The sequence below is a fragment of the Shewanella sp. VK101 genome (genome assembly GCF_056497865.1).
The window spans coordinates 2,295,370-2,315,298 of record NZ_CM151402.1 but is presented as its reverse complement, the minus strand read 5'-3'; the positions used below and the strand labels follow the sequence as shown (position 1 = coordinate 2,315,298).

Sequence of the window (19,929 nt, the reverse complement as noted above, 5' to 3'; positions counted from 1 at the left end):
CGACTCTTCCCATGTTAAACCAATTCACCGACCCCGGCTAGTCAAGCTGAGCCAGGGCGATATAGAGTGTTTGGATCCCGAAGCCAACCAGAAGTAAACCGGCAATCAAGCGTACGGCGCGCTTTTGAGCCCAGTCGGCCATCGCCTTGGCGGCTACTCCGGCGCTGAGCAAGGCAGGTAATGTTCCCAAACCGAAACAAAGCATGATTAGCGCGCCCTGGCCGGCACTGCCACTGGCCACTGCCCAGGTGAGAGTACTGTATACCAGGCCACAGGGCAGCCAGCCCCAAACCATGCCGGCCACCAAAGCTTGCCCGGGATGAGTCACAGGTAACACTTTTTGGGACAATGGCTTAAGTAAACGCCACAATCCCTGACCAAGACGCTCAATCTGCACCAAACCGGCCCAGATGCGGGCAATATAGAGGCCCATGGCGATCATCATCACACCGGCAATGAGCCTGAGCACCAAGAGGTAGATATCGATATCAAACAGCATGCCAAGCCCGGCGGCAGAACCGCCCACCAAAGCGCCGGCCAGGCTGTAACTGAGAATACGACCAAGGTTATAGGGAAGCAGAAACGAGAGTTGTTGCGCCAACGGATTCTGGCCTCGACGGGCAGCTGGAAGCTGGCTGGAAAAGGCGCCCACCAAACCGCCGCACATACCAAAGCAGTGTCCGGCTCCCATCAGGCCCACCAAAAAGGCGCCGGTGAGGTTATATTCCATTGCCTCTATCCTGAGGCGCTGGAGTGACTTCAGTTTCAGCCGTTTGAGATTGCTCCTGTTGCGCCTTGTTGTCCAAAGGTTCCTCATCAAACAGAATCGACACACTGTGGCGCTCGAGATCGTCAAATTGATCCGATTTTACCGCCCAGAAGAAGACACCAACAGCAATCAGCACAAACAGCATGGCGATGGGGATTAGTACGTAGATAATACTCATAAGCGAACCCTGAGAAGTCTGAGGCTGTTGCTGACAACGATCAGCGAACTGGCCGACATGCCGATGGCGGCGATATATGGTGCGACATGGCCTGTAACGGCCAGAGGCAGTATAAGAAGGTTATATCCCAAAGCCCAGGCAAGATTTTGGCGAATGATACGATTGGCTTTACGGGCAACCGCTATGGCTTGAGTAAAACGCCATAGATGATCGCCAAGCAAAATCAGATCGGCGCTGTTTTTCGCCAGCGCAGTGCCACTGCCCATGGCGATAGAGAGATCGGCGCCGGCAAGCACAGGGGCATCATTGATGCCGTCGCCGAACATGGCCACCTTATGTTGTTGTTGCAAACGGCGTACATAATCGAGTTTATCTGCCGGGCTCATGTCTGCGTGCACTTCCGCTATGCCCACTTGCCGGGCCAGGGATTCCACATGGGGCCGGGTATCACCGCTGGCAATCGCCAGACGGATATTGTTTGCCTTGAGTGCCTCGACCGTATCCTTGGCGTCTTCCCTCAGCCTGTCCTGCAAAATAAAACTGGCCACCAAGCCTTGCTCATCGGCGAGGAACACTTGCTGCTGTTCACTGGGGGCGAGCTCAATACCAACAAACTCGCCGTTGCCTATCTTAAAATCGCGACCGTTGATCTTGCCGCTGATGCCGCGAGCCACCTGATGATGCACCTCGTTGGCTTCGAGTGTGCCGGCATAAGGGCTAAAGGCCAGGGCTATCGGGTGCAGTGAACCGGCTTCAAGCGCTGCCGCCACTTGTTGCACCTGCAACTCGCTATACTCAGCCTCACGGCCTTTGGTGATGCGGGTTTCCAGCAAGGTCAGATTGCCGCAGGTAAGGGTACCTGTCTTGTCAAAGACCACGGCATCAATTTGCGGCAACTTTTCAAACACTCCCGCTTTACGGGTAATCACCCCCAGGCGGGTGAACAGCGCAGTGGCGCAGGTCACAGCCGTCGGGGTTGCCAAGGCCAGCGCACAGGGGCAGGTAGCCACCAACACAGATAGAGTGACCCAGAAGGCGTCTTCGGGCGAGAACTGGTGCCATACCAGATAAGTGATGGCTGCGATGCTGAGTATGGTGCCGGAGAAATAGCGCGACAGCTTGTCGGCCGTCATGGCGACGGCTGGCTTATTATTGGAGGCCAGTTCTTGCAAACGGATGATCTCTGCCACCAGTTGGTCCTGGCCTATGGCGTTCACCCGTACTTTAAGCGGTTGATCCTGGTTGATGGTACCGGCATAAACCTGAGCTCCCGGTAGTTTGCTCTGTGGCATCTGCTCACCGGTGAGCATGGCCTCGTTGACGGCGGAATGGCCTTGCTCTACCAAGCCGTCGGCGGGGATCACTTCCCCTGGGCGCACAAGCACCAGATCGCCTATTTGCAAGCGCTTGGCGGGGATCTCTTCGCTGCTGCCATCATCCCCGATACGCTGGGCGGTCAAGGGCACCAACTTATGCAGGTTACTCGAACTGACTGAGGCTTTTTGCCGCGCAGCCTGCTCAAAATAGCGCCCAAGCAGCAGGAAGAAGGTGAACATGGACACAGACTCGAAATAGACTTCGCCTGTGCCTTGCACTGTCGCGATACAACTGGCGATATAGGCGCCGCAGATGGCAATGGAGACAGACACGTCCATATTGAGCCTGCCGGCGAGCAGGGCCCGCAGGGCACTGAAATAGAAAGGCTGCGCCGAGTAGAACACCACAGGAGCGGCAAACATCATGCTCACCCAGCGGAAATAGTCGCGATATTCCACCTCAAGCCCGGTAAAGTAACCGGCGTACAGCGCCAGGGCGAACATCATCACCTGCATGGTGGCAAAGCCCGCCAAGCCAAGCCTCAGCAGAAACTTACGGCTGTTCTTTTTACTCTGAACTTCCTGATCATCCAGCTGGTAAGGTGCCGCCTGATAGCCGATGCGGCCGATTTGATTGAGTATTTCAGACAGTTTGATGTCGGCCGGGCGCCAACTGATGAGGGCTCGTTGAGTGGTAGAGTTGACCTGCACCGAGACTATGCCGGGCAACTGCTTGACTTTGTGCTCGATGAGCCAGGCGCAGGCGGCACAGGTAATGCCGTCAATCGATAGCGAGACCGAGGTTTGATTGCCCTGATCGTGCACAAAGTCCTGTTGCACTTCGGGAAGGTCGTAGGCACTGAAGGTCTTGAGCTCATCCGGCACCAGGGCGTTTTGCCTGCTGCCGGGTTCGGAGCGAAATTTATAGTAATTGGTCAGCCCGGCATCCATGATGGCCTGAGCCACAGCCTGACATCCAAGGCAACACATAGGCTGAGCCTGACCATCAATCACTGTACTGAACTGCATGCCCGTGGTGACAGGCTCCCCACAATGAAAACAGACTGTATGTGTCATGACAGCACTCAATTGAGCCAGTAGGTTTTATCCGCTTCTATCTGCAGTCTTTGCTGCAAACGCCATTTACGGTCAAATCCTTCGACTCGTACAACCCAGGCGCCATCTAGCGACTCATTGGGAATATAGCGATACACCTTGGAGGCATCGGCAGTCAGCATTTGGGTAAAATCCTTTTCTGCCAGAGTAGGGTGGTAAAACTCCAGGTTCAGTGCCGCCAGATACTCTGGGCCGCCGTGCTGGGTTATCAGAAGTTCGCCATTGTGCCATTCAAGGGAAAATTGCATTCCCAATTGACGGGCATATTGAATTTTGTGGATGTCCTGGTTAATTGCCTTGCCGTTTTTGTAGTAGTCATCGGCAACCAGGGAATCGGAGTTGGTGAGGGCAATACGCAGAGTGGCAAAACTGGCTATAACGGCGCACATGGGCAAAACGATAAGAAACCAAGGCCAGAACTGCTTATACCAGGCTTGTGGAGCGCTCATACTGTTTACCTACTATTCTATTTGGGCGGCTATTCTATCGCGAAAGTGGTTTTTTAAAAACAAAGGCCCCGAAATTATCGAGGCCTTTGAAAAGTCAAACGAACTTACTTCTCAGCCTGATGTGACAAGCTATATACGTAAGCTGCAATAACGTGAACTTTCTCTTCACCGAGAACGTCTTTCCACGCCGGCATAACACCGCTGCGGCCGTTCTTGATGGATTCCATAATCACGCCACGGCTGCCGCCGTAAAGCCAGACATTGTCGGTCAGGTTAGGGGCGCCCATCAGCTTGTTACCTTTGGCATCCATACCGTGACAGGCAAAACAGCCCTTCATGAATGAACCTTGGCCCTTGGCGGCCAACGCGGCATCATGTTCACGACCGGACAGGCTCACTACGTATTCAGCCAGACCAGCAATTTCGCTGTCATCGATAGGCAGACCACCTTTAGGCGGCATCATACCGTGACGACCGTTCATTATGGTGGTCTTGATAGTTTCCAGCTCGCCGCCGTACAACCAGTCACCGTCGGTCAGGTTGGGGAAGCCTTTGCCACCGCGACCAGCTGAGCCGTGACACTGGGCACAGTTCTGCAGGAACAGACGGCCACCGACTTTCAGGGCTTCTTCGTTCTTGACCAGCTCGGCCAGTGGCGTTGCTTTGTAAGCTTCGAAGATAGGGCCGTACTTTTCATCGGCCAGCTTCACTTCCTGATCGTACTGAACCCAACGGCCTTCTTCCGTTGCGTCAGCAATCGCCTTGGCGGAGTCGGCCTTGATGCCTTTTTCGGTGCCTATGCTCTGGTTGGAACTGCTCCAGCCAAGCAGGCCTTTGTAGTTACCCAGGCCAGGGTAGAGCACCAGGTAGAGCAGACCAAAGACGATGGTGATATAAAAGAGATAGCTCCACCACTTAGGCAGTGGGTTATTGATCTCCTGAATACCATCATAGCTGTGGTCCATCAGGTCGCCTTCTTTAATCTCCGGCGTGGTGTTTTTGGAGCAGAGCCGTAGCAGAATAAAACATCCTGCGATCACCAGTAAGCTGAGTACGGTGATCCAGATACTCCAGAAGTTACTCATTAACATTATTTGTGTTCTCCTGAGTCCTTCGCATTCTGGTGTTGTTCCTCATCGGAAAACACCAGATTAGCTGCTTCGTCGAATTGCTTTTGACGACGCGAGCTATATGCCCAAGCAAATATCCCGACAAAAACCAGGATCAAAACCAGCGTAATAATCCCTTGCATTGTGCCGTAGTCCATATTTGCCTCCTTATTTCAGTGCGTGTCCCAGCGACTGCAGATAGGCTATCAGCGCCTGCAGTTCTGTCTTGCCTTCAACGGCTTTTTGGGCGCCTTCGATATCTTTATCTTCGTATGGCACACCAAAACCACGCATCACTTCCATTTTCTTGGCTGTGTATTCACCTGTAAGGGTGTTTTCAGCAAGCCAAGGGAAGGCAGGCATGTTGGACTGAGGAACAACGGCACGGGGATCGATCAGGTGAACTTCATGCCATTTATCACTGTAACGACCACCCACACGGGCCAAGTCGGGACCGGTACGCTTGGAACCCCACAGGAAGGGGTGATCCCAAACCGACTCACCGGCAACCGAGTAGTGACCGTAACGTTCGGTTTCGGCACGCAGCGGACGGATCATCTGGCTGTGACAGTTGTTACATCCTTCACGGATATAGATATCACGGCCTTCCAGCTGCAGGGCTGTGTAAGGCTTGAGACCGGCAACCGGCTCAGTGGTATCTTTTTGGAAGATAAGCGGCGTGATCTGCACCAGGCCACCAATACTGATGGCAATCACAGTGAAGATACCCAGCAGGCCGACGTTCTTCTCAACTATTTCATGATTGAATTTCATCGTTACTGCTCCTTATGCGGCTTTGGCTTCTGCGATGGCAGGCAGAGAGTCTTTAGGGGCATAAACAGTGCGCAGCACGTTGTAAGCCATGATCAGCATACCCGTTACGAAGAAACAACCACCCAGGAAGCGGACGAAGTAGAACGGATAAGAGGCTTCCAGACTTTCAACAAAGCTGTAAGTCAGGGTGCCGTCTGCGTTCACTGCGCGCCACATCAGACCTTGCATTACACCGGAGATCCACATGGCAACGATATAAAGTACGGTACCGATAGTCGCCAGCCAGAAGTGCAGGTTCACCAGCTTGGTGGAGTACATGCGGCCATGACCAAACAGCACAGGGATCAGGTGGTACAGAGAACCGATAGACACCATGGCAACCCAGCCAAGTGCACCAGAGTGAACGTGACCAATGGTCCAGTCGGTGTAGTGAGACAGAGCGTTTACTGTCTTGATGGCCATCATAGGACCTTCGAAGGTAGACATACCGTAGAAGGACAGAGATACCACCAGGAAGCGCAGAACCGGATCGGTACGCAGTTTATGCCAGGCACCGGACAGGGTCATGATACCGTTGATCATACCGCCCCATGAAGGAGCGAACAGGATCAGTGACATCACCATACCCAGAGACTGAGTCCAGTCGGGCAGGGCAGTGTAATGCAGATGGTGAGGACCGGCCCAGATATACAGGGCAATCAGTGCCCAGAAGTGGACAATCGACAGACGATAAGAGTAAACAGGACGCCCGGCTTGCTTGGGAACGAAGTAATACATCATTCCGAGGAAACCGGCAGTCAGCAGGAAGCCTACCGCGTTATGACCGTACCACCATTGCACCATGGCATCGACAGCACCGCTATACAGTGAATAAGACTTCCACAGGCTGACAGGAACAGCCATGGAGTTCACTATGTGGAGTACGGCGACTGTGATAATGAAGGCGCCAAAGAACCAGTTGGCCACATAGATGTGGGAAGTGGTTCGTTTGATAATGGTACCGAAGAACACGGTCGCATAAGCGATCCAGACTACGGCGATGGCGATATCAATAGGCCATTCCAGTTCGGCGTATTCTTTACTGCTGGTGATACCCAGCGGCAAAGTGATTACGGCCGAGAGAATGATGGCTTGCCATCCCCAGAAGGTGAATGCAGCCAGTTTAGGTGCAAACAGACGGGTCTGACAGGTGCGTTGAACGACATAATAGGATGTGGCGAAAAGGGCTGATGTGCCGAACGCAAAGATCACAGCATTGGTATGTAACGGTCTTAAACGACTGAAAGTTAACCAAGGAGTCTCAAAGTTCAGCTGTGGCCAGATTAACTGAGCCGCGATAAGTACACCTAATGACATACCAATAATGCCCCACAAAACTGTGGTTAAGGCAAATTGGCGGACAACGGTGTAATTGTAATCAGCGCCTGTTGGCTGGGAATGGTTCATCATATTGCTTCCACTGCTTATTACTTTTACTTGTTGTTCAGTAAAGGACTGGCCTTTACCTGTTATAAAATGACTCGAGTGAAGGCGTCCCCTATGAGAGTCACACTCTTGTGTCAATGGCTTAGCCTGCATATTTGTGACAAAACGTCAGGCGATGCAATGATACTTGAGCTACGTCAAAAAAGATACCAATCTGCCGGACACATTGTTGATCCAGATCAAACTTGACCATAGAATGTTAACACCTTGCAGCATAAGGTGAAATTTTATGCATAGTGCTACTCTCCCCAAGCTATTTGGCGCCGTTTTCAGCCTACTTTTGCTCCTGGGTTGTGACCAAGCTCAAACTCCCCGGACGACCCAAACTGGCGCAGATCTCGATTTATGTGATTTTTCCGTTACCGATTGTGTTAAAAAATTGGGTGAGCAGCAGATCTCCCTGATGCTAAACCCAAGCTTTGCCCCCAGCGAAAAGCCTATTCACTGGCAGCTTGGCTTTAATCGCCCGGTATCCAATCTCAAACTTCGTGTCGAGGGCAGGGATATGTTTATGGGAGTCATTCCTATGACGCCGTCTGCCACCGAAGGGGAAACATTCGAGGGCCAACTGATTTTCGGCTCCTGCAGCAGTGGTTATATGGTATGGCGGGTGTTTGTCAGTTGGCAGCAGGGCACAGAGCAGTACTCAACTTGGTTCGACTTTCTCGCCGACAGCCATAAGCAGAAATAGCCATAAGTTGAAATCGGACATTTTGCCTGAAAACCTCTGCAAGACTAAAAATCTCGTATACCGCGAGCCTGCTCAAATGGCTCGCATCTCAATTTTCGCTATGCAGAACCATTCCCCCGGTGTGCAAACAGCTTAAGGCTCGGCGTCATCGCGCCAATTGTTTTTTATTTTGATAAAGATATCTATGTTATCAATAAACAGCCTTAGAAAGTCCGGGTCAAAATGGCTGCCGCTGTAGGACTGCATCTCGCTCAGTACCTCATCGAGCGGCCAGGCTGGCTTATAGCAGCGGGCGTGTGACAGGGCATCGAACACATCGGCAATGGCAACGATTCTGGCGAAGGGATGTATCTCTTTACCCGAGAGGCCCCTGGGATAGCCACTGCCATCGTACTTCTCATGGTGTTGCAGGGCGATTGTGCCGGCGGCCTTTAGAATGAGCCGCTCTGAATTAGCCAGGATCTGATGGCCGATTATCGGGTGTTGCCGCATCACATCCCACTCAATATCGTCCAGTTTCCCCGGTTTGAGCAGCACATTGTCGGGAATGGCAATTTTCCCTATGTCATGCATGGGCGCAGCGCGCTTGAGCAGATCGGCCTGCGTTTCCGGCAGGCCGGCAAGCAGCGCCAGTTCATGGCAATACTCGGCCATACGCTTCACGTGATTGGCCGCTTCCTTGGAGCGGCTCTCCACTACATCACCGAGACGTAAAATAAGCTCCGACTGAGTATCTTCCACTTCCTGATTCAGCAGCAGGTTTTCGAACGCCACCCCGACATTGATGGCAAAAATGTCGATAAGCTGTTTATCCAGATCGGTCAACTGGCTGACCGAATCCATATAAAGCAGGTTGACCCAGTTATTTTGGGCCGGAAAGTAGCCCACAAAGCAATCATCCCGATAAAGACAACGCTGCTCTTTCAAGGCTTCTTCCATCAGCGACTGAATATTAGAAGGCAAGGGTTTCTCATGGTGGTTGGTAAACTCACCAGTGGCGGCCAATATCTGAATTTTGTTGCCGTTACCCGGCTCCGTTACCGCATCCATGGCATTGCAGCCGAGTATGGTGGTGGCGTCTTTGAGCTCAAGCAAGTTGGCCACCTGGGTCAGCAAGCCATCAGCAAATTTGTGCAGGGTACGCAATTCAAACAGGCCGGAAGTGGCCTCCAAAACCCGCTCCAGTCCCTGGCGATGATTGAGCTGCATCTGCCGCGCCTGCTCAATTTCGGTAATGTCCCTGAAAGAGCGCAGGGCAGAGTAGACACTGGTTGTCAGCTTACGGGAGTCCAACTCGGCCTTGGCTTTATAGTCATTGATGTCATAGTTAACTATCACATCCTCTTCCGGCGCCTGCCCGGGTTGACCGGTACGCAGAATCAGCCTGATGGCTTTATTTTGTTGGTTTTCACGGATCCACCGCACCAACTCAAGCCCGGCATGATCGCTTTCCATCACCACATCAATAAAGGCGACGGCGACATCTTCTTCACCTTGCAGTAGCTCTTTGGCTTGTTCGCCGCTATAAGCGTTGATAAAGCTCAATCCGCGGCCGTCGAGTTTGAAGCGGGAGAGGGCAAGTTTAGTGACTGTGTGCACATCAGGCTCATCATCCACCACCAGAACTTTCCAGGGGGGCAGGGTATCTGTCGTTGTTGAAGCTTTCTTTGAGCCAAATAGCGGGCCTTTCTTGGCCATGTCGATCAGCATCTGTCGGACTCCAATCAATTGAATAGTTTTGATTTACCTTTCAAAAGTGTAGTCCAAGCATCGAGAAGGGCTAGCAATAGCTCACAAATTTGACAACGGCCGGTATAGGGGGATTTTCAGCAGCGCCAGGATCTACTATATTGAGAATTATTCTCATTAAGTGGGTGACAGAATGGAAACCAAAAGCAAAACAATATCGTATAAAACCGATCAGGAAGTTTGCATGGCGATACCCGTCGGCAAACTGGCTGAGTTGATCCACAAGGGCGAATTATGTGCGGCGGATTTTCGTTGTCTCGACAGCCAATCCAAAAAGCAGGTTTGGCAATTGTGCCTTTGGTGCTGTAAGCAAAGAGTCCATTGCGACCGTCAGTGCAGCCAATGTGAGACTGGGATTAGTGCCGATAAATAACATTATCGGCATCAGTCAAAAAAGAGTAAAATCTATAGTAATCATTGCTATAGAATAGGTTTTACCTTGGAAGACTATCAAGCGTTATCTGCCATGCCGCTGTTTGACAGCGCAGACTTGCTTTTGCAGGGTAACCCTGTGGTCAACAACTATATTACCCAATTAAGCCTGGGTAAAGTGGCCGATGCCGGCCTCTTGCTTGAGCATGCAACAGACTGGCTTTACGAACAAAGAGACAGTGAAAACAACTACAAGGCGTACCGCAGCGAGTTGACAACCTTTTTTCACTGGTGTTTCGATGTCGCAGGCATATCCGCCGCCAATGTGGGCCGACGGGAAATGGGACGTTACGTGGCTTATTGCCAGGCACCACCAACAGAGTTAGTGGGTTATTTCAACGTCCCGCAATTCAAGACGGATAAGTTCAATCAGAGTCGGGAACCCAATCCCAACTGGCGGCCGTTTATTGGTCGCAAGGCGCTCGGCAAACCCTTGCCATACAGCCTGAGCGATAATGCCTTGAAGACAAAAATAGCCATACTTTCATCATTTTATACTTATCTTATGAGCGAAGAGTATTGTGAGCGCAACCCGGCGCAGCTCTGGCTCAATCACAGTCGCTTTGCCAATAAGAGTAAGTTCAGGTTGGATCCTGCCGAAGAGCAACTCAAGGTGTTCAGTGAGCTGCAATGGTCTTATCTTGTTGCTTGCGTGCAGCGCCTGGCTGAAGCCGAGCCGGCACAACATCAACGCAGTCTGTTCTTGATTAACCTGATGTACGGCTGTTATCTGCGGATCTCGGAAATTGCCGCTCGTGCCGGTTATGCGCCAACCATGAGTCAATTCAAGCGCCATAATCACAGCGGCATTTGGTATTTTCATATTCCCAGGAGTAAAGGCGGCAAGGCCAGAAACGTGGCGGTATCCAAAGCGTTGCTGCAATCACTGCAAAGTTACCGGCGCCATTTGGGATTGAGTGACTATCCACAATCCAATGAAACCACGCCGCTGTTTATACGGCATCGCGCCGCCGGCCGAGGTCGGGAAAGTGGCGTGCTCAATGCCAACCTCGGCATACGTCAACTGCGGGATGAAATTCAGTTTCTGATAAACTGCGCCGCCGATGATGCCGAGAAAGATGGCTTTATCCAGGAAGCCAATGAAATGCGACAGCTTACTGCGCACAGTATTCGTCATACAGGTATCACTCATGACATCAATCTCAATGCTCGGCCTTTATCCCATGTGCAGGCGGACGCCGGTCATGAAAGCATAGACACCACGTCGCAGTATCTGCACACCAGTCAGGAAGAAAGGCACCAGAGTGCATCCGCCAAACCATTGGATAGACTGCAAGGAATTGAGAGTTAATCCAAGAAAACTATTAGTAGAGGTTTAAAGTCACGGAGGAAGTTGCCTTAAACCTGATTACCGGTAATAACTCTCCAGATTTCAAATAGCTGCACATACAGATGCGCACAATGTATATTATGTTAAATTGATTCTGATAAGGCTTACGTACATATGCATGCTCCTTTCATCGTGGATCGGTTTGCGTTTTCCAAGAACTTCCTGAATTGAGTCGATCTCTCTGATGTTGTTTGCTCCATCGTATTACTCCGATTGCGATTACTCCAAGCTGTTGGCGGCAGTAACCACAGCAAAATGTGCTTGCCGTCGATTCCAATTGCTCCATCTAATGGTTTTTCCAAATGACCCTAGCCTAGATTAGCCGCGACTGTGTCTATCTTTTGTAAAGTGTCGGGTCTGCAATTTTGACTCGAAATTTCCCCGATAATTGCAGTGATTACAACACCTTGAGCAGAGAAAGACATCCAAGAATTCAATACACGGTCTTTAAAAAACGGCTGTCAATCAAAAATGAAATGTTTCTTTACGTTGCAGCTTTGCCTCCTTTCCGGGATCACACCTGGATTACATCCGCGGTCTCATTTCCTCAGATTTATGTGAAGCAACACATAAACTGTTCATAGGTTTGAATAGAGTTAATCATTGATATCAGTAACTTGTATTTAAGTTGGCCCTAATTGTAAATAGGAATAAATATCATTTAATAGATTTAATACTTGTGCTATGTTGCGATTCTTTATCAAACCAATTCTTCGGACATCGCAACTCATGTGGTACCTCCTGTTGATCCTGACGATGACCCTGGGTTCACTGCTTATCTATTTAGGCAGTAAACACCAGGCATTGCTTGCCAAACCTTTGCCCTGGCAGGCCAAACTGCTGGGCACTTTATTACTGCTGCTGGCTCTGCTCGGCTGGGGTTTACTGTTGACGGCCTCGGCCGCGTTGTTTTTTTGGCTAATGCTACTTTCCATGCTGCTGGGCTCCCTGCCCTTTATTTCCCTGCTCAAGGGAGACAACAGATGACAACAATTAAGAAAGATAAAATCCGCCCTGACTGGCTGGGGAAAACCCTTGCCGGCGCCTTGCTGGGCTTTGCCCTGGCAGTGGCTCTCAGTGGTATCTTTGCCTGGGTGGGGCCTGGTGGAATAGATGCCAAAGATAAGGTGCAATTCAATATGTGGCTGATAGCGCCACTCTGGCTTTCATTCTTCAGCTTCAGCTATTTGTTCTACAGTGCCCGCCGCGCCATTTTCTGGCTAATGGCGGCCAACGTGCTTGCATGGCTGCTACTATGGTGGGTTAAGTAAATGCAGATCCGCAGCGATATTCTCAGAATTTATCAAACACTTCATACCTGGGTGGGCATACTCGCCGGGATTTTACTGTTTATCGGTTTTTATGCCGGCGCCCTGACCATGTTCAAGGAAGAGATTGCCGCCTGGTCATCACCACCGCAAACCATTTTGCCACAGGTGAAACTGGAACAGATGGACCAACTACTCAGCGAAGCCAGAGCGCAACACCCTGAGTTAAGTAAGGGCTTCAGCCTTCATCTTGCCAGCGACAAGCATTCGCCTTTGAGTTGGTACGCCTCCGGCAGTGAGCGGCAATGGGGTCTGGGCGATGAGCTTTGGCATGCCAGTTTAAGCAATCAAGGTGAGCTCATCTCCCATAAGGAACCCAAGAGCCAACTGGCACGCTTGATAGATGAGCTGCACCGCACCGGCGGTATTCCCGGTGATATGGGACACGAGCAGCTCGGTGCTTATTTTATGGGGGTTGCCGGCATTCTCTATTTTCTGGCGTTGGTTTCCGGGGTGATCTTCCTGCTGCCAACTCTGGTGAAAACGTTGTTTGCCTTAAGGCGCAAGAAAGGTCCCAATCGTTTTTGGCTCGACAGCCACAATCTGCTTGGCATCACAGCACTGCCATTTCATATCATTATCAGTTTGACCGTGGTGGTGTTTGTCTTTCACGATCAATTGTACGGCGCCTTGGGGCAGTTTGTTTATGGCGATAAGCCGATGTTCAACCGCGAAGCGCCCAAGGGCGAAGTGCGCTCACTGAGCACCCTGCCCCCGGTGACCGAACTGGTTTCTCGGGCCGAAAGCTTCGCGCCCGGTTATCAGGCTCTCAGTTTGACCTATATGGGCATGGATACTCCGGCTCCCATGGTCCGGATGGCCATGTATAACGAAGAAGCGTTGATGCGCGGCCCGATAGGAGACTTCCTTTATATGAACCCCTACACCCTTGAGGTGGGCAACAGCACCTTTACTCCGGGGGACGAAGGCGTTTGGGGCCGGATGGTTTCGGTATTCTTTGGACTTCACTTTGGCTCCTACGGCGGCTATCCCGGGCGCTGGCTCTACTTTTTCCTCGGGATGAGTGGTGCCATGCTGTTTTACAGCGGTAATCTGCTATGGCTGGAAAAGCGCCGCAGCAAACAGCGCAAGGGGGAGCCCATTCCAGAGCAACCGAGAAGAGTCAGGATCCTTGGAGCCGCTACTGTAGGAATTTGCTTGGGTTCAATGTTAGGTGTTGCGCTGGCCATGTTGCTGGGTAAATGGGGATATGCTCATGTAGAAAATATCAATCATCTCTATCTGTGGAGCTACTACGCCAGTTTCCTTATCGCCCTGACTTATGCTTTCTGGCGTGGTGCTGCCAGAGCCGCGGTAACACTGCAAGCGCTATCGGCGCTGGTCTGTCTGGCAATGCCGCTGACATCCATCCTGGCGTTGCTGGCACCCGGTCTTGGAATTTGGGCACCGGAGACCCCAGGCACCTGGGCGGTGGATCTCACCGCATTCGGTTTTGCCGCCATCTTTGCCTTTGGCGCGCTCAAAACCTTTAAACGAGCGACCCAGGGGCCGGCTGACAGTATCTGGGCCATGCCGCAAAAACAGCCTATTGCGGCGCTGTAAACCAGCGTTCAGTCTTAAGCTGTTAGTTTGAATCATTCCACAAAGCCCCGTTCGCGGGGCTTTGCTTTGCAAGTCATGCCATCGAGCTCACAAGTTGCACAACAGAATCGCCATTGCCCGGCGCCATTATTGCTTAATCTGCCAACGGCTTTTATAGTAGCCGCTGATTTTTATGGAAGAAAACCAAGGAGCTGGAATGTCCACCAATACGTTGTCTCTCCATCAGATCTGGTGGCTTACACTCACCTCGCCACAGATCAGTTTCCAAACCCAGGCCAGAGGTTATCTTAACCCTACTTCCCTGCATGCCGGGCTCGAAGAACCCAATACACTGGAAGAAGACTGGGGTATTACCGATAGATTATCCCTTCATCAGCAGATTGCCAGTCTGGTTAACGACGGCACCCATGGTCATTATCTGGCCAGTGATTACAGTCAATATGCCTGTGGTACCAGCTTGAACTGGCGATATCTTATTGATTTAGAGCAATCCCCGCGTAGGCAGGCCGAAATGCGCTATGTCGCCGCGACTTATTCCATCCTCGGCCTCGGCGGCACCCGTGCCTATGATTTCGGGCGCGCCTCTTATCTCACCCGGGAAGGATTGCGCTTGGGTTGGGTCAGCCAGGAAGAGTTCGATTTTCTCCACAGTTTTATCGCAGCCAAGAGCCGCTATTTTTACCGCTCTTGGGAGCAATATACCCAAGCCTGGTTTGCCGGCCGTGCGATATGGATGTTTTTAATCAACGAGCCGGACACAGAAGAGGCCGCAGAGGCATTGCTCAATGGCTGGATAGCCAGACGACAACGGATAGACTATCGCCGCGCTATCAGTGACAAGGATAACCCCATTCATCAATGCGACTGGGACATGGAATTGCCGCAACTTAGCGCCCCGCAAAGCCTGCTCGATCTTCTCAACCAAACACAGGATTAGTCGCCATGGATATCTGGCAAATACTCGGTATCACCGCCACCCAAGATGAAGCAGCCATCAAGCAGGCTTACCGCACCCAGCTCCGCGACTGTCACCCGGAGGATAACCCGGAAGGCTTCAGAGCACTGCGCAGCGCCTACGAGCAAGCCTTGGCTGCGGCCCGCCCGGCAACCCAGGCCAAACCACTGGAGCTGAAAACGCCCTCGCCCGCAGCGGCCAAGGCACAACCATTGCCGCAACAGGAGTCGCAGCAAGAGACACAATATCAGCCACAACAAGAATCGCAGCAGCAAGATTACAGCTACCGGGCCCAGCAAACAGCTGCCAAAGCCCAGGTTGAAACCCCGGAGAGTCTGTTCCAGCAGCTGATGAGCATGTTGGGCAATGAGCGCCTGCGCTTTGACAATGAACACTGGTATCAGTGGGCCGAGCGTGTCGGCCAAAGCTCTCTTTCCTGCCAAGCCCAGCTGTCGCAGTGGGTTCAGGCGGAGATACTCAATTGGCGCTGGCTGCCAGGACAAATTATCAGTCATTTGTGGCATGCACTGGAGTGGAGCTCACTTGAGCGGGGCGATAAGGCGCAGCAACAAAGAGCGGCTTTTTTCGATTGGTGGATTTCGCGGCCGAGCCCTGCGCCGCTGGACTGGTTGGCGACGCAGGATAATGCGACTCAAATCGCCATCCAAAGCTACTACCAACCATTGCAAAATGCACTGCTTGACTGTGATTTCCCCCAGATCCGCATATTGTTCTTTAGCGGTCATGTCTGCGGCGTGCTGCACCCTGCGCTTGCGATTGTCCAACTCAGGGTTATCAGGGCGTTAAACCTGAATTGGCCCGTGGAACAGTTGCTTGAGTTATGTGACTTTGTGTTGCAGCAAGGCGAACTCTGGGGCGAAGATTTGGTGCTGCTGGCCGAGATCAGCCGCCGCTGCGGTAAGGAATCCTTAGCACTCAAACTCGCCGATGAGCTCAAGCAAGCCGAGCTGCCTCAGCTATTGGCCGAACATCTGGAAAAATGGTATCTGCCGAGCACGCCGCGTTTGGCACTTTGGTTTAAGGCATTGGCCTGTCAGCAAGGCGGGAACTGGCGAATATCGGCCGCCTTTGAAGAGTGCTGGTTTGATGAACCCCAAGAGGCGGATTTCATCGAGCAACTGCTGTACAAGACTGTATTCAACGAAGGCGCTATGCCCCACACCATATTGCCGCTGAAGTCCTTGCCCGGTTATGAAGGCGCGTTGGCGAGATTGTTCTGGGCATGTCAGCTGGGCAGTTGGCAACAGATTGAACAGCTCGCTCAATTGCCGGCTTGCGATCGCGTGGAAGCCGGTTGGCATTATCTCGGCGAGTTACTTTGCGGCATTGCGACAGAGATCCTCGCCAATAGACCCAAGCATGCCGTGTTTGAAGCGCTGGCGGCAGGTTATGGCCAGCCCAACTGGTTTACTATGCCTGCGCCCGATGCCCAGGCCTTCAGCCAACCCACGCCCGAGGAGTGGCTGCAAGTTGGCCAGCGCTATCCCCTGCTGCCGGATAGCTGGCTGCAGGCCTTGTGTCAAAGAGCCGAAGCCGAAGAATGGCTGTCACAGCTGACGGAAGATCCCAGCCTGTTTGGCATGCTGATCTGGCAACGTGAGGGGGTACGTCAGCCATTGCTGTCGGCATTTGAGCATTCATCGGACGCTGAAAACGGCGAGCAAGCCGCCAAGGAGCAAAGTTCTCAACCGGATATCGCCCTGGAGTGGGCAGAGTTCTACTATTCATTGCCATGGAGCAAAATCAGCCATCGCTTGGCGATGCGTCAGGCACTTTCAGTGACGCAGTTGCCGCAGCCAATCAAGGACACTCCCTTTGCCTTGGCTTGGCAGATGTGTGCGGATCCGCAAAGCATCTCGCCGCTGATTGCCGAAGCCGTCATGCGTTGGCCCAAGCAGTTTGTGTTTTGCATAGAGCTGCGCAACCAGGTTGAGCGCTTGGCGCAATCAAGCTTAAGCGATGAAGAACTCTGGCTACAGATTGATGCCGAGCAACTGACGGCACTCGGTGCCTTGATCAATCGCAGGGTTGAAACCACTGACGATATACACAATACCCTGATACTCTGGGCGGCACTGAGATATCACCCCAACGCCAGTAATAGCTGGCGCTATGTCACCACGCCACAACTGGAGAAGCTTCAGGGACAGCTGAAAGAGCAAAATATCAATTTCGAAGAGTATTATTACGACGACAATACCCTGGCCTATGGTCTGCTGAATGATGATTGGGAACGGGGCATCCATCCGGAAGCCATTGATGCCTGTGCGGCGAAAAAAGAAGCCAAAGACTATGTCTATCCGGCCTGTTACTGCATAGCCTTGCTGGCCAATGACATCTCACGTTCAGGGTTTAATGGCACCTTGGTAGAGGACTTTCACAAGTCGCAACCAAAACTTGCCGGTGACAGACAAAACACCGCCAAGCTATTGTGCCAACTGCTGGAAGATAAGCTCAACCAGGTCATCAGTGACGACCGAGAGAAAGCGCCGCAACGCTTTAATCTGCACAGCGGCAAGCGCCTTTTTGTCTGGGCACTACTGGTGGCACTGCACGGCTTTTTCGTATTCCCCATCTATCCCGACATCGCAGCCTCGCTGCTCGACCCCATGTCCATAGTGCAGCAACTCGAGGCTCATAAAGGAAAACTCTTGGTGTTCCTGGCCTTTAACCTGTTTATGGTATTCAGGATCTGCAGTACCCGCCAGACATCTAAAGGCGCCCGCAACTATGGGGTGTGGAGCACCTTTGCCATAGTGTTGGCCTTGGTGGGTAACAGCTTCTGGTGGGCGCTGCCACTGCTTCTTGGCCACCTGCTGGCGGCCGCAGGCACACAAGCCGCGTCTTCAATGCGTCACGGCTGGCCGAAGAGTTTTAAAGAACCCAGAAGAATTACCCTGGAGGAAATTGTTTATTGATCCCAGTGCGCCAGTGCATTTTGAATTGCCTGGCGCACATCACGAATATAGTGTTCATCCTGGGAGGCCAGAGCCTGTTCAAAACTCAGCAACCAGTGTTCTATCTGACGCCGCTCGCCTCCCAGGCATTCCTCATACATGCGATGTAGCTTTTCCGTCAGGTTGAGGTTGGGTAATTGCTCGCGGGGATGCACTTTCAATCTGGCAAGCCTTTGCCTGCTGGCTTGTCTATCGTCTTCCGATACCCCGGTCGGGCTGCGATCTATCACTTTCTGGTGTACCTCTCCTGTGCTGGTGATGGTGACATCCACTTCAAGCATGCCGTTGATATCGTAGCTGAATCTGACATCCACCGACTGCAACCCTTGTCCGGTTGGAATATCGATATCGAGATCGTCAATGTGCAGATTATTGGCAACCCAAAGGCTCTCTCCCTGATAGATGGCGATACACACCTGGCTTTGCTCTTCATGACCGGCGTAATAGCGTTGCTCCAGCGATACCGGCACCACAGTGTTGCGTTCTATGATAGGACTGAACACCCCGGACTGGCCATTGCTCTCTACCCGGATCCCCAGGCTGAAGGGACAAACATCGGTGAGGATCAGCTCCTCTACCGCTTCATCGCGCAAACGACAGGCGGCCTGAATGGCAGCGCCTATGGCCACCACCCGATCGGGATCCAGCTCCTGGCGGCCAAAGCGGCCCAGTAACCTGGTAGCGACCTGCTTTACATGATGCTGACGGCTGGCACCACCCACCAAAATGAGTTCATCTATCTCTTCAGGCTGTAATCTGGCGTCGGCAAGTGCCTGGCTCAGCGGTTTTCGCAGCCGGTTCAGCGTCTGTTGCCAGATCTTTTCCAGCTCATGGCCGTCGAACTCGAGGTTGATATTCTGCTCGCCGCTCAAACAGACCCGGGTTCCCTGGCCATTACTGTAACGCTTGGCATTTTCACAAGCGTAATAGAGCTGACTGAGGTACTTGAGAGATTGGCTTTCACGCTCCAGCTGTAGCTTTTGCAACACGCCATCGAGCAGGTCTTGAGTGAAGTCTTCACCACCGAGACGGTTATCACCGGCCGAAGCGCGAACTTCTATGATGCCATCCTGAAACTCGACAATGGTGACATCGAAGGTACCACCACCTATATCAAACACCAGGAAACGTCGGCTATGGGACTCGTGTAAGCTGTAAGCCATGGCGGCAGCAGTGGGTTCATTGATAAGGCGTACCGCTTCCAGCTCGGCCAGCTCGGCAGCCGTATGCACTTGTTTGCGCTGCTGATCATTGAAGTAAGCCGGCACAGAAATCACCACTTGCTTAATGGCGTGCCCAAGATAGGCTTCAGCATCGGCCTTGAGGGTACTGAGTATGATGGCGCAAAGCTCAGTGGAGCTGAACTCCTGACCACCGAGGCGATAGCGTTTCTCACTACCCAAAAAACGTTTGAATATGGCGGCAGTATTACGTGGATGAGTCATTAAACGTTCGGCGGCCGGACGACCAACCAATAGGTGCATATCCTCATCAATACTGACGACCGACGGGGTTAAATCCTCTCCCAGGGCATTGGGGATCATCTGCACCTTACCATCGCGCCAAAGCGCAATGGCGCTGTTGGTGGTGCCCAAATCTATGCCGATTGCGGGTACTTCAGGCTTATCCATCACCTAACTCCTTCCTTTTCCTGCTTATCCATCTTCGCCGGGGGGAATTTCCAGC

17 protein-coding genes are annotated in these 19,929 nt (G+C 52.3%); 7 read left to right on the top strand and 10 right to left on the bottom strand.

All coding sequences use genetic code 11. The features are described from left to right. Positions 1–37 precede the first annotated feature (37 nt). The 8 genes from ACSHSR_RS10540 to ccoN form a co-directional block, all read right to left on the bottom strand. Positions 38–730 (bottom strand): sulfite exporter TauE/SafE family protein, encoded by a 693-nt coding sequence (locus ACSHSR_RS10540; protein WP_129979668.1) that lies wholly within the window; start codon positions 728–730, stop codon positions 38–40. Continuing rightward, on the bottom strand, positions 720–947 hold the full coding sequence (ccoS, locus tag ACSHSR_RS10535) for a cbb3-type cytochrome oxidase assembly protein CcoS (RefSeq protein ID WP_129979669.1): 228 nt from the start codon (positions 945–947) through the stop codon (positions 720–722). Before ccoS ends, ACSHSR_RS10540 begins: the two co-directional genes overlap by 11 nt. Beyond that, positions 944–3,340, bottom strand: coding sequence for a heavy metal translocating P-type ATPase (locus tag ACSHSR_RS10530; protein ID WP_129979670.1), 2,397 nt, complete (start codon positions 3,338–3,340; stop codon positions 944–946). Before ACSHSR_RS10530 ends, ccoS begins: the two co-directional genes overlap by 4 nt. A gap of 8 nt (positions 3,341–3,348) precedes the next feature. Next, positions 3,349–3,828, bottom strand: a complete 480-nt coding sequence (locus ACSHSR_RS10525) for a FixH family protein (protein WP_025010384.1) — start codon at positions 3,826–3,828, stop codon at positions 3,349–3,351. A 104-nt stretch (positions 3,829–3,932) separates the two neighbouring features. Beyond that, positions 3,933–4,913, bottom strand: coding sequence for a cytochrome-c oxidase, cbb3-type subunit III (ccoP, locus tag ACSHSR_RS10520; RefSeq protein WP_025890018.1), 981 nt, complete (start codon positions 4,911–4,913; stop codon positions 3,933–3,935). Between the two features lie 5 nt (positions 4,914–4,918). Beyond that, a complete protein-coding gene (locus ACSHSR_RS10515) occupies positions 4,919–5,095 on the bottom strand; it encodes a CcoQ/FixQ family Cbb3-type cytochrome c oxidase assembly chaperone (protein WP_025010383.1) in 177 nt (58 codons plus the stop codon). A gap of 10 nt (positions 5,096–5,105) precedes the next feature. Further along, the gene (ccoO, locus tag ACSHSR_RS10510) at positions 5,106–5,711 is read right to left on the bottom strand and encodes a cytochrome-c oxidase, cbb3-type subunit II (RefSeq protein ID WP_025010382.1); all 606 of its coding nucleotides are present in this window, start codon (positions 5,709–5,711) and stop codon (positions 5,106–5,108) included. 12 nt (positions 5,712–5,723) lie between these two features. After that, a complete protein-coding gene (gene ccoN, locus ACSHSR_RS10505) occupies positions 5,724–7,160 on the bottom strand; it encodes a cytochrome-c oxidase, cbb3-type subunit I (protein ID WP_028779894.1) in 1,437 nt (478 codons plus the stop codon). Between the two features lie 265 nt (positions 7,161–7,425). Between ccoN and ACSHSR_RS10500 the strand changes: the two genes are divergently transcribed. Next, positions 7,426–7,887 carry a hypothetical protein gene (locus tag ACSHSR_RS10500; protein WP_221060986.1) on the top strand — a complete coding sequence of 154 codons (462 nt, stop codon included), beginning with the start codon at positions 7,426–7,428 and terminating at the stop codon, positions 7,885–7,887. A gap of 132 nt (positions 7,888–8,019) precedes the next feature. Here the strand turns inward: ACSHSR_RS10500 and ACSHSR_RS10495 are convergent, their stop codons facing one another. Then, positions 8,020–9,597, bottom strand: coding sequence for a DUF3369 domain-containing protein (locus ACSHSR_RS10495; RefSeq protein WP_208184749.1), 1,578 nt, complete (start codon positions 9,595–9,597; stop codon positions 8,020–8,022). A 505-nt stretch (positions 9,598–10,102) separates the two neighbouring features. Here ACSHSR_RS10495 and ACSHSR_RS10490 point away from each other — a divergent pair. From ACSHSR_RS10490 to ACSHSR_RS10465, 6 genes are all read left to right on the top strand, one after another. Further along, entirely contained in the window at positions 10,103–11,380 is a 1,278-nt protein-coding gene (locus tag ACSHSR_RS10490) for a tyrosine-type recombinase/integrase (protein WP_208184780.1), read from the top strand. Positions 11,381–12,148: 768 nt separating this feature from the next. Further along, positions 12,149–12,406 carry a hypothetical protein gene (locus ACSHSR_RS10485; RefSeq protein ID WP_044735810.1) on the top strand — a complete coding sequence of 86 codons (258 nt, stop codon included), beginning with the start codon at positions 12,149–12,151 and terminating at the stop codon, positions 12,404–12,406. Then, positions 12,403–12,690, top strand: a complete 288-nt coding sequence (locus ACSHSR_RS10480; RefSeq protein WP_028779881.1) for a hypothetical protein — start codon at positions 12,403–12,405, stop codon at positions 12,688–12,690. The genes ACSHSR_RS10485 and ACSHSR_RS10480 overlap by 4 nt, the downstream gene beginning before the upstream one ends. Continuing rightward, positions 12,691–14,310, top strand: a complete 1,620-nt coding sequence (locus ACSHSR_RS10475) for a PepSY-associated TM helix domain-containing protein (protein WP_144225281.1) — start codon at positions 12,691–12,693, stop codon at positions 14,308–14,310. 196 nt (positions 14,311–14,506) lie between these two features. Beyond that, complete coding sequence (locus ACSHSR_RS10470; RefSeq protein ID WP_117200699.1) at positions 14,507–15,247, top strand: DUF1266 domain-containing protein; 741 nt, start codon at positions 14,507–14,509, stop codon at positions 15,245–15,247. Between the two features lie 5 nt (positions 15,248–15,252). Next, complete coding sequence (locus ACSHSR_RS10465) at positions 15,253–18,204, top strand: J domain-containing protein (protein ID WP_144225282.1); 2,952 nt, start codon at positions 15,253–15,255, stop codon at positions 18,202–18,204. Here the strand turns inward: ACSHSR_RS10465 and ACSHSR_RS10460 are convergent. After that, on the bottom strand, positions 18,198–19,874 hold the full coding sequence (locus ACSHSR_RS10460) for an Hsp70 family protein (RefSeq protein WP_117200696.1): 1,677 nt from the start codon (positions 19,872–19,874) through the stop codon (positions 18,198–18,200). The two genes, ACSHSR_RS10465 and ACSHSR_RS10460, sit on opposite strands and share 7 nt — an antisense overlap. Positions 19,875–19,929 lie beyond the last annotated feature (55 nt).

Bases quoted from the DNA above. Each gene is read 5' to 3' on its own strand.
- ACSHSR_RS10540 (WP_129979668.1), bottom strand. From the start codon at position 730: ATGGAATATAACCTCACCGGCGCCTTTTTGGTGGGCCTGATGGGAGCC.
- ccoS (WP_129979669.1), bottom strand. From the start codon at position 947: ATGAGTATTATCTACGTACTAATCCCCATCGCCATGCTGTTTGTGCTG.
- ACSHSR_RS10530 (WP_129979670.1), bottom strand. From the start codon at position 3,340: ATGACACATACAGTCTGTTTTCATTGTGGGGAGCCTGTCACCACGGGC.
- ACSHSR_RS10525 (WP_025010384.1), bottom strand. From the start codon at position 3,828: ATGAGCGCTCCACAAGCCTGGTATAAGCAGTTCTGGCCTTGGTTTCTT.
- ccoP (WP_025890018.1), bottom strand. From the start codon at position 4,913: ATGAGTAACTTCTGGAGTATCTGGATCACCGTACTCAGCTTACTGGTG.
- ACSHSR_RS10515 (WP_025010383.1), bottom strand. From the start codon at position 5,095: ATGGACTACGGCACAATGCAAGGGATTATTACGCTGGTTTTGATCCTG.
- ccoO (WP_025010382.1), bottom strand. From the start codon at position 5,711: ATGAAATTCAATCATGAAATAGTTGAGAAGAACGTCGGCCTGCTGGGT.
- ccoN (WP_028779894.1), bottom strand. From the start codon at position 7,160: ATGATGAACCATTCCCAGCCAACAGGCGCTGATTACAATTACACCGTT.
- ACSHSR_RS10500 (WP_221060986.1), top strand. From the start codon at position 7,426: ATGCATAGTGCTACTCTCCCCAAGCTATTTGGCGCCGTTTTCAGCCTA.
- ACSHSR_RS10495 (WP_208184749.1), bottom strand. From the start codon at position 9,597: ATGCTGATCGACATGGCCAAGAAAGGCCCGCTATTTGGCTCAAAGAAA.
- ACSHSR_RS10490 (WP_208184780.1), top strand. From the start codon at position 10,103: ATGCCGCTGTTTGACAGCGCAGACTTGCTTTTGCAGGGTAACCCTGTG.
- ACSHSR_RS10485 (WP_044735810.1), top strand. From the start codon at position 12,149: ATGTGGTACCTCCTGTTGATCCTGACGATGACCCTGGGTTCACTGCTT.
- ACSHSR_RS10480 (WP_028779881.1), top strand. From the start codon at position 12,403: ATGACAACAATTAAGAAAGATAAAATCCGCCCTGACTGGCTGGGGAAA.
- ACSHSR_RS10475 (WP_144225281.1), top strand. From the start codon at position 12,691: ATGCAGATCCGCAGCGATATTCTCAGAATTTATCAAACACTTCATACC.
- ACSHSR_RS10470 (WP_117200699.1), top strand. From the start codon at position 14,507: ATGTCCACCAATACGTTGTCTCTCCATCAGATCTGGTGGCTTACACTC.
- ACSHSR_RS10465 (WP_144225282.1), top strand. From the start codon at position 15,253: ATGGATATCTGGCAAATACTCGGTATCACCGCCACCCAAGATGAAGCA.
- ACSHSR_RS10460 (WP_117200696.1), bottom strand. From the start codon at position 19,874: ATGGATAAGCCTGAAGTACCCGCAATCGGCATAGATTTGGGCACCACC.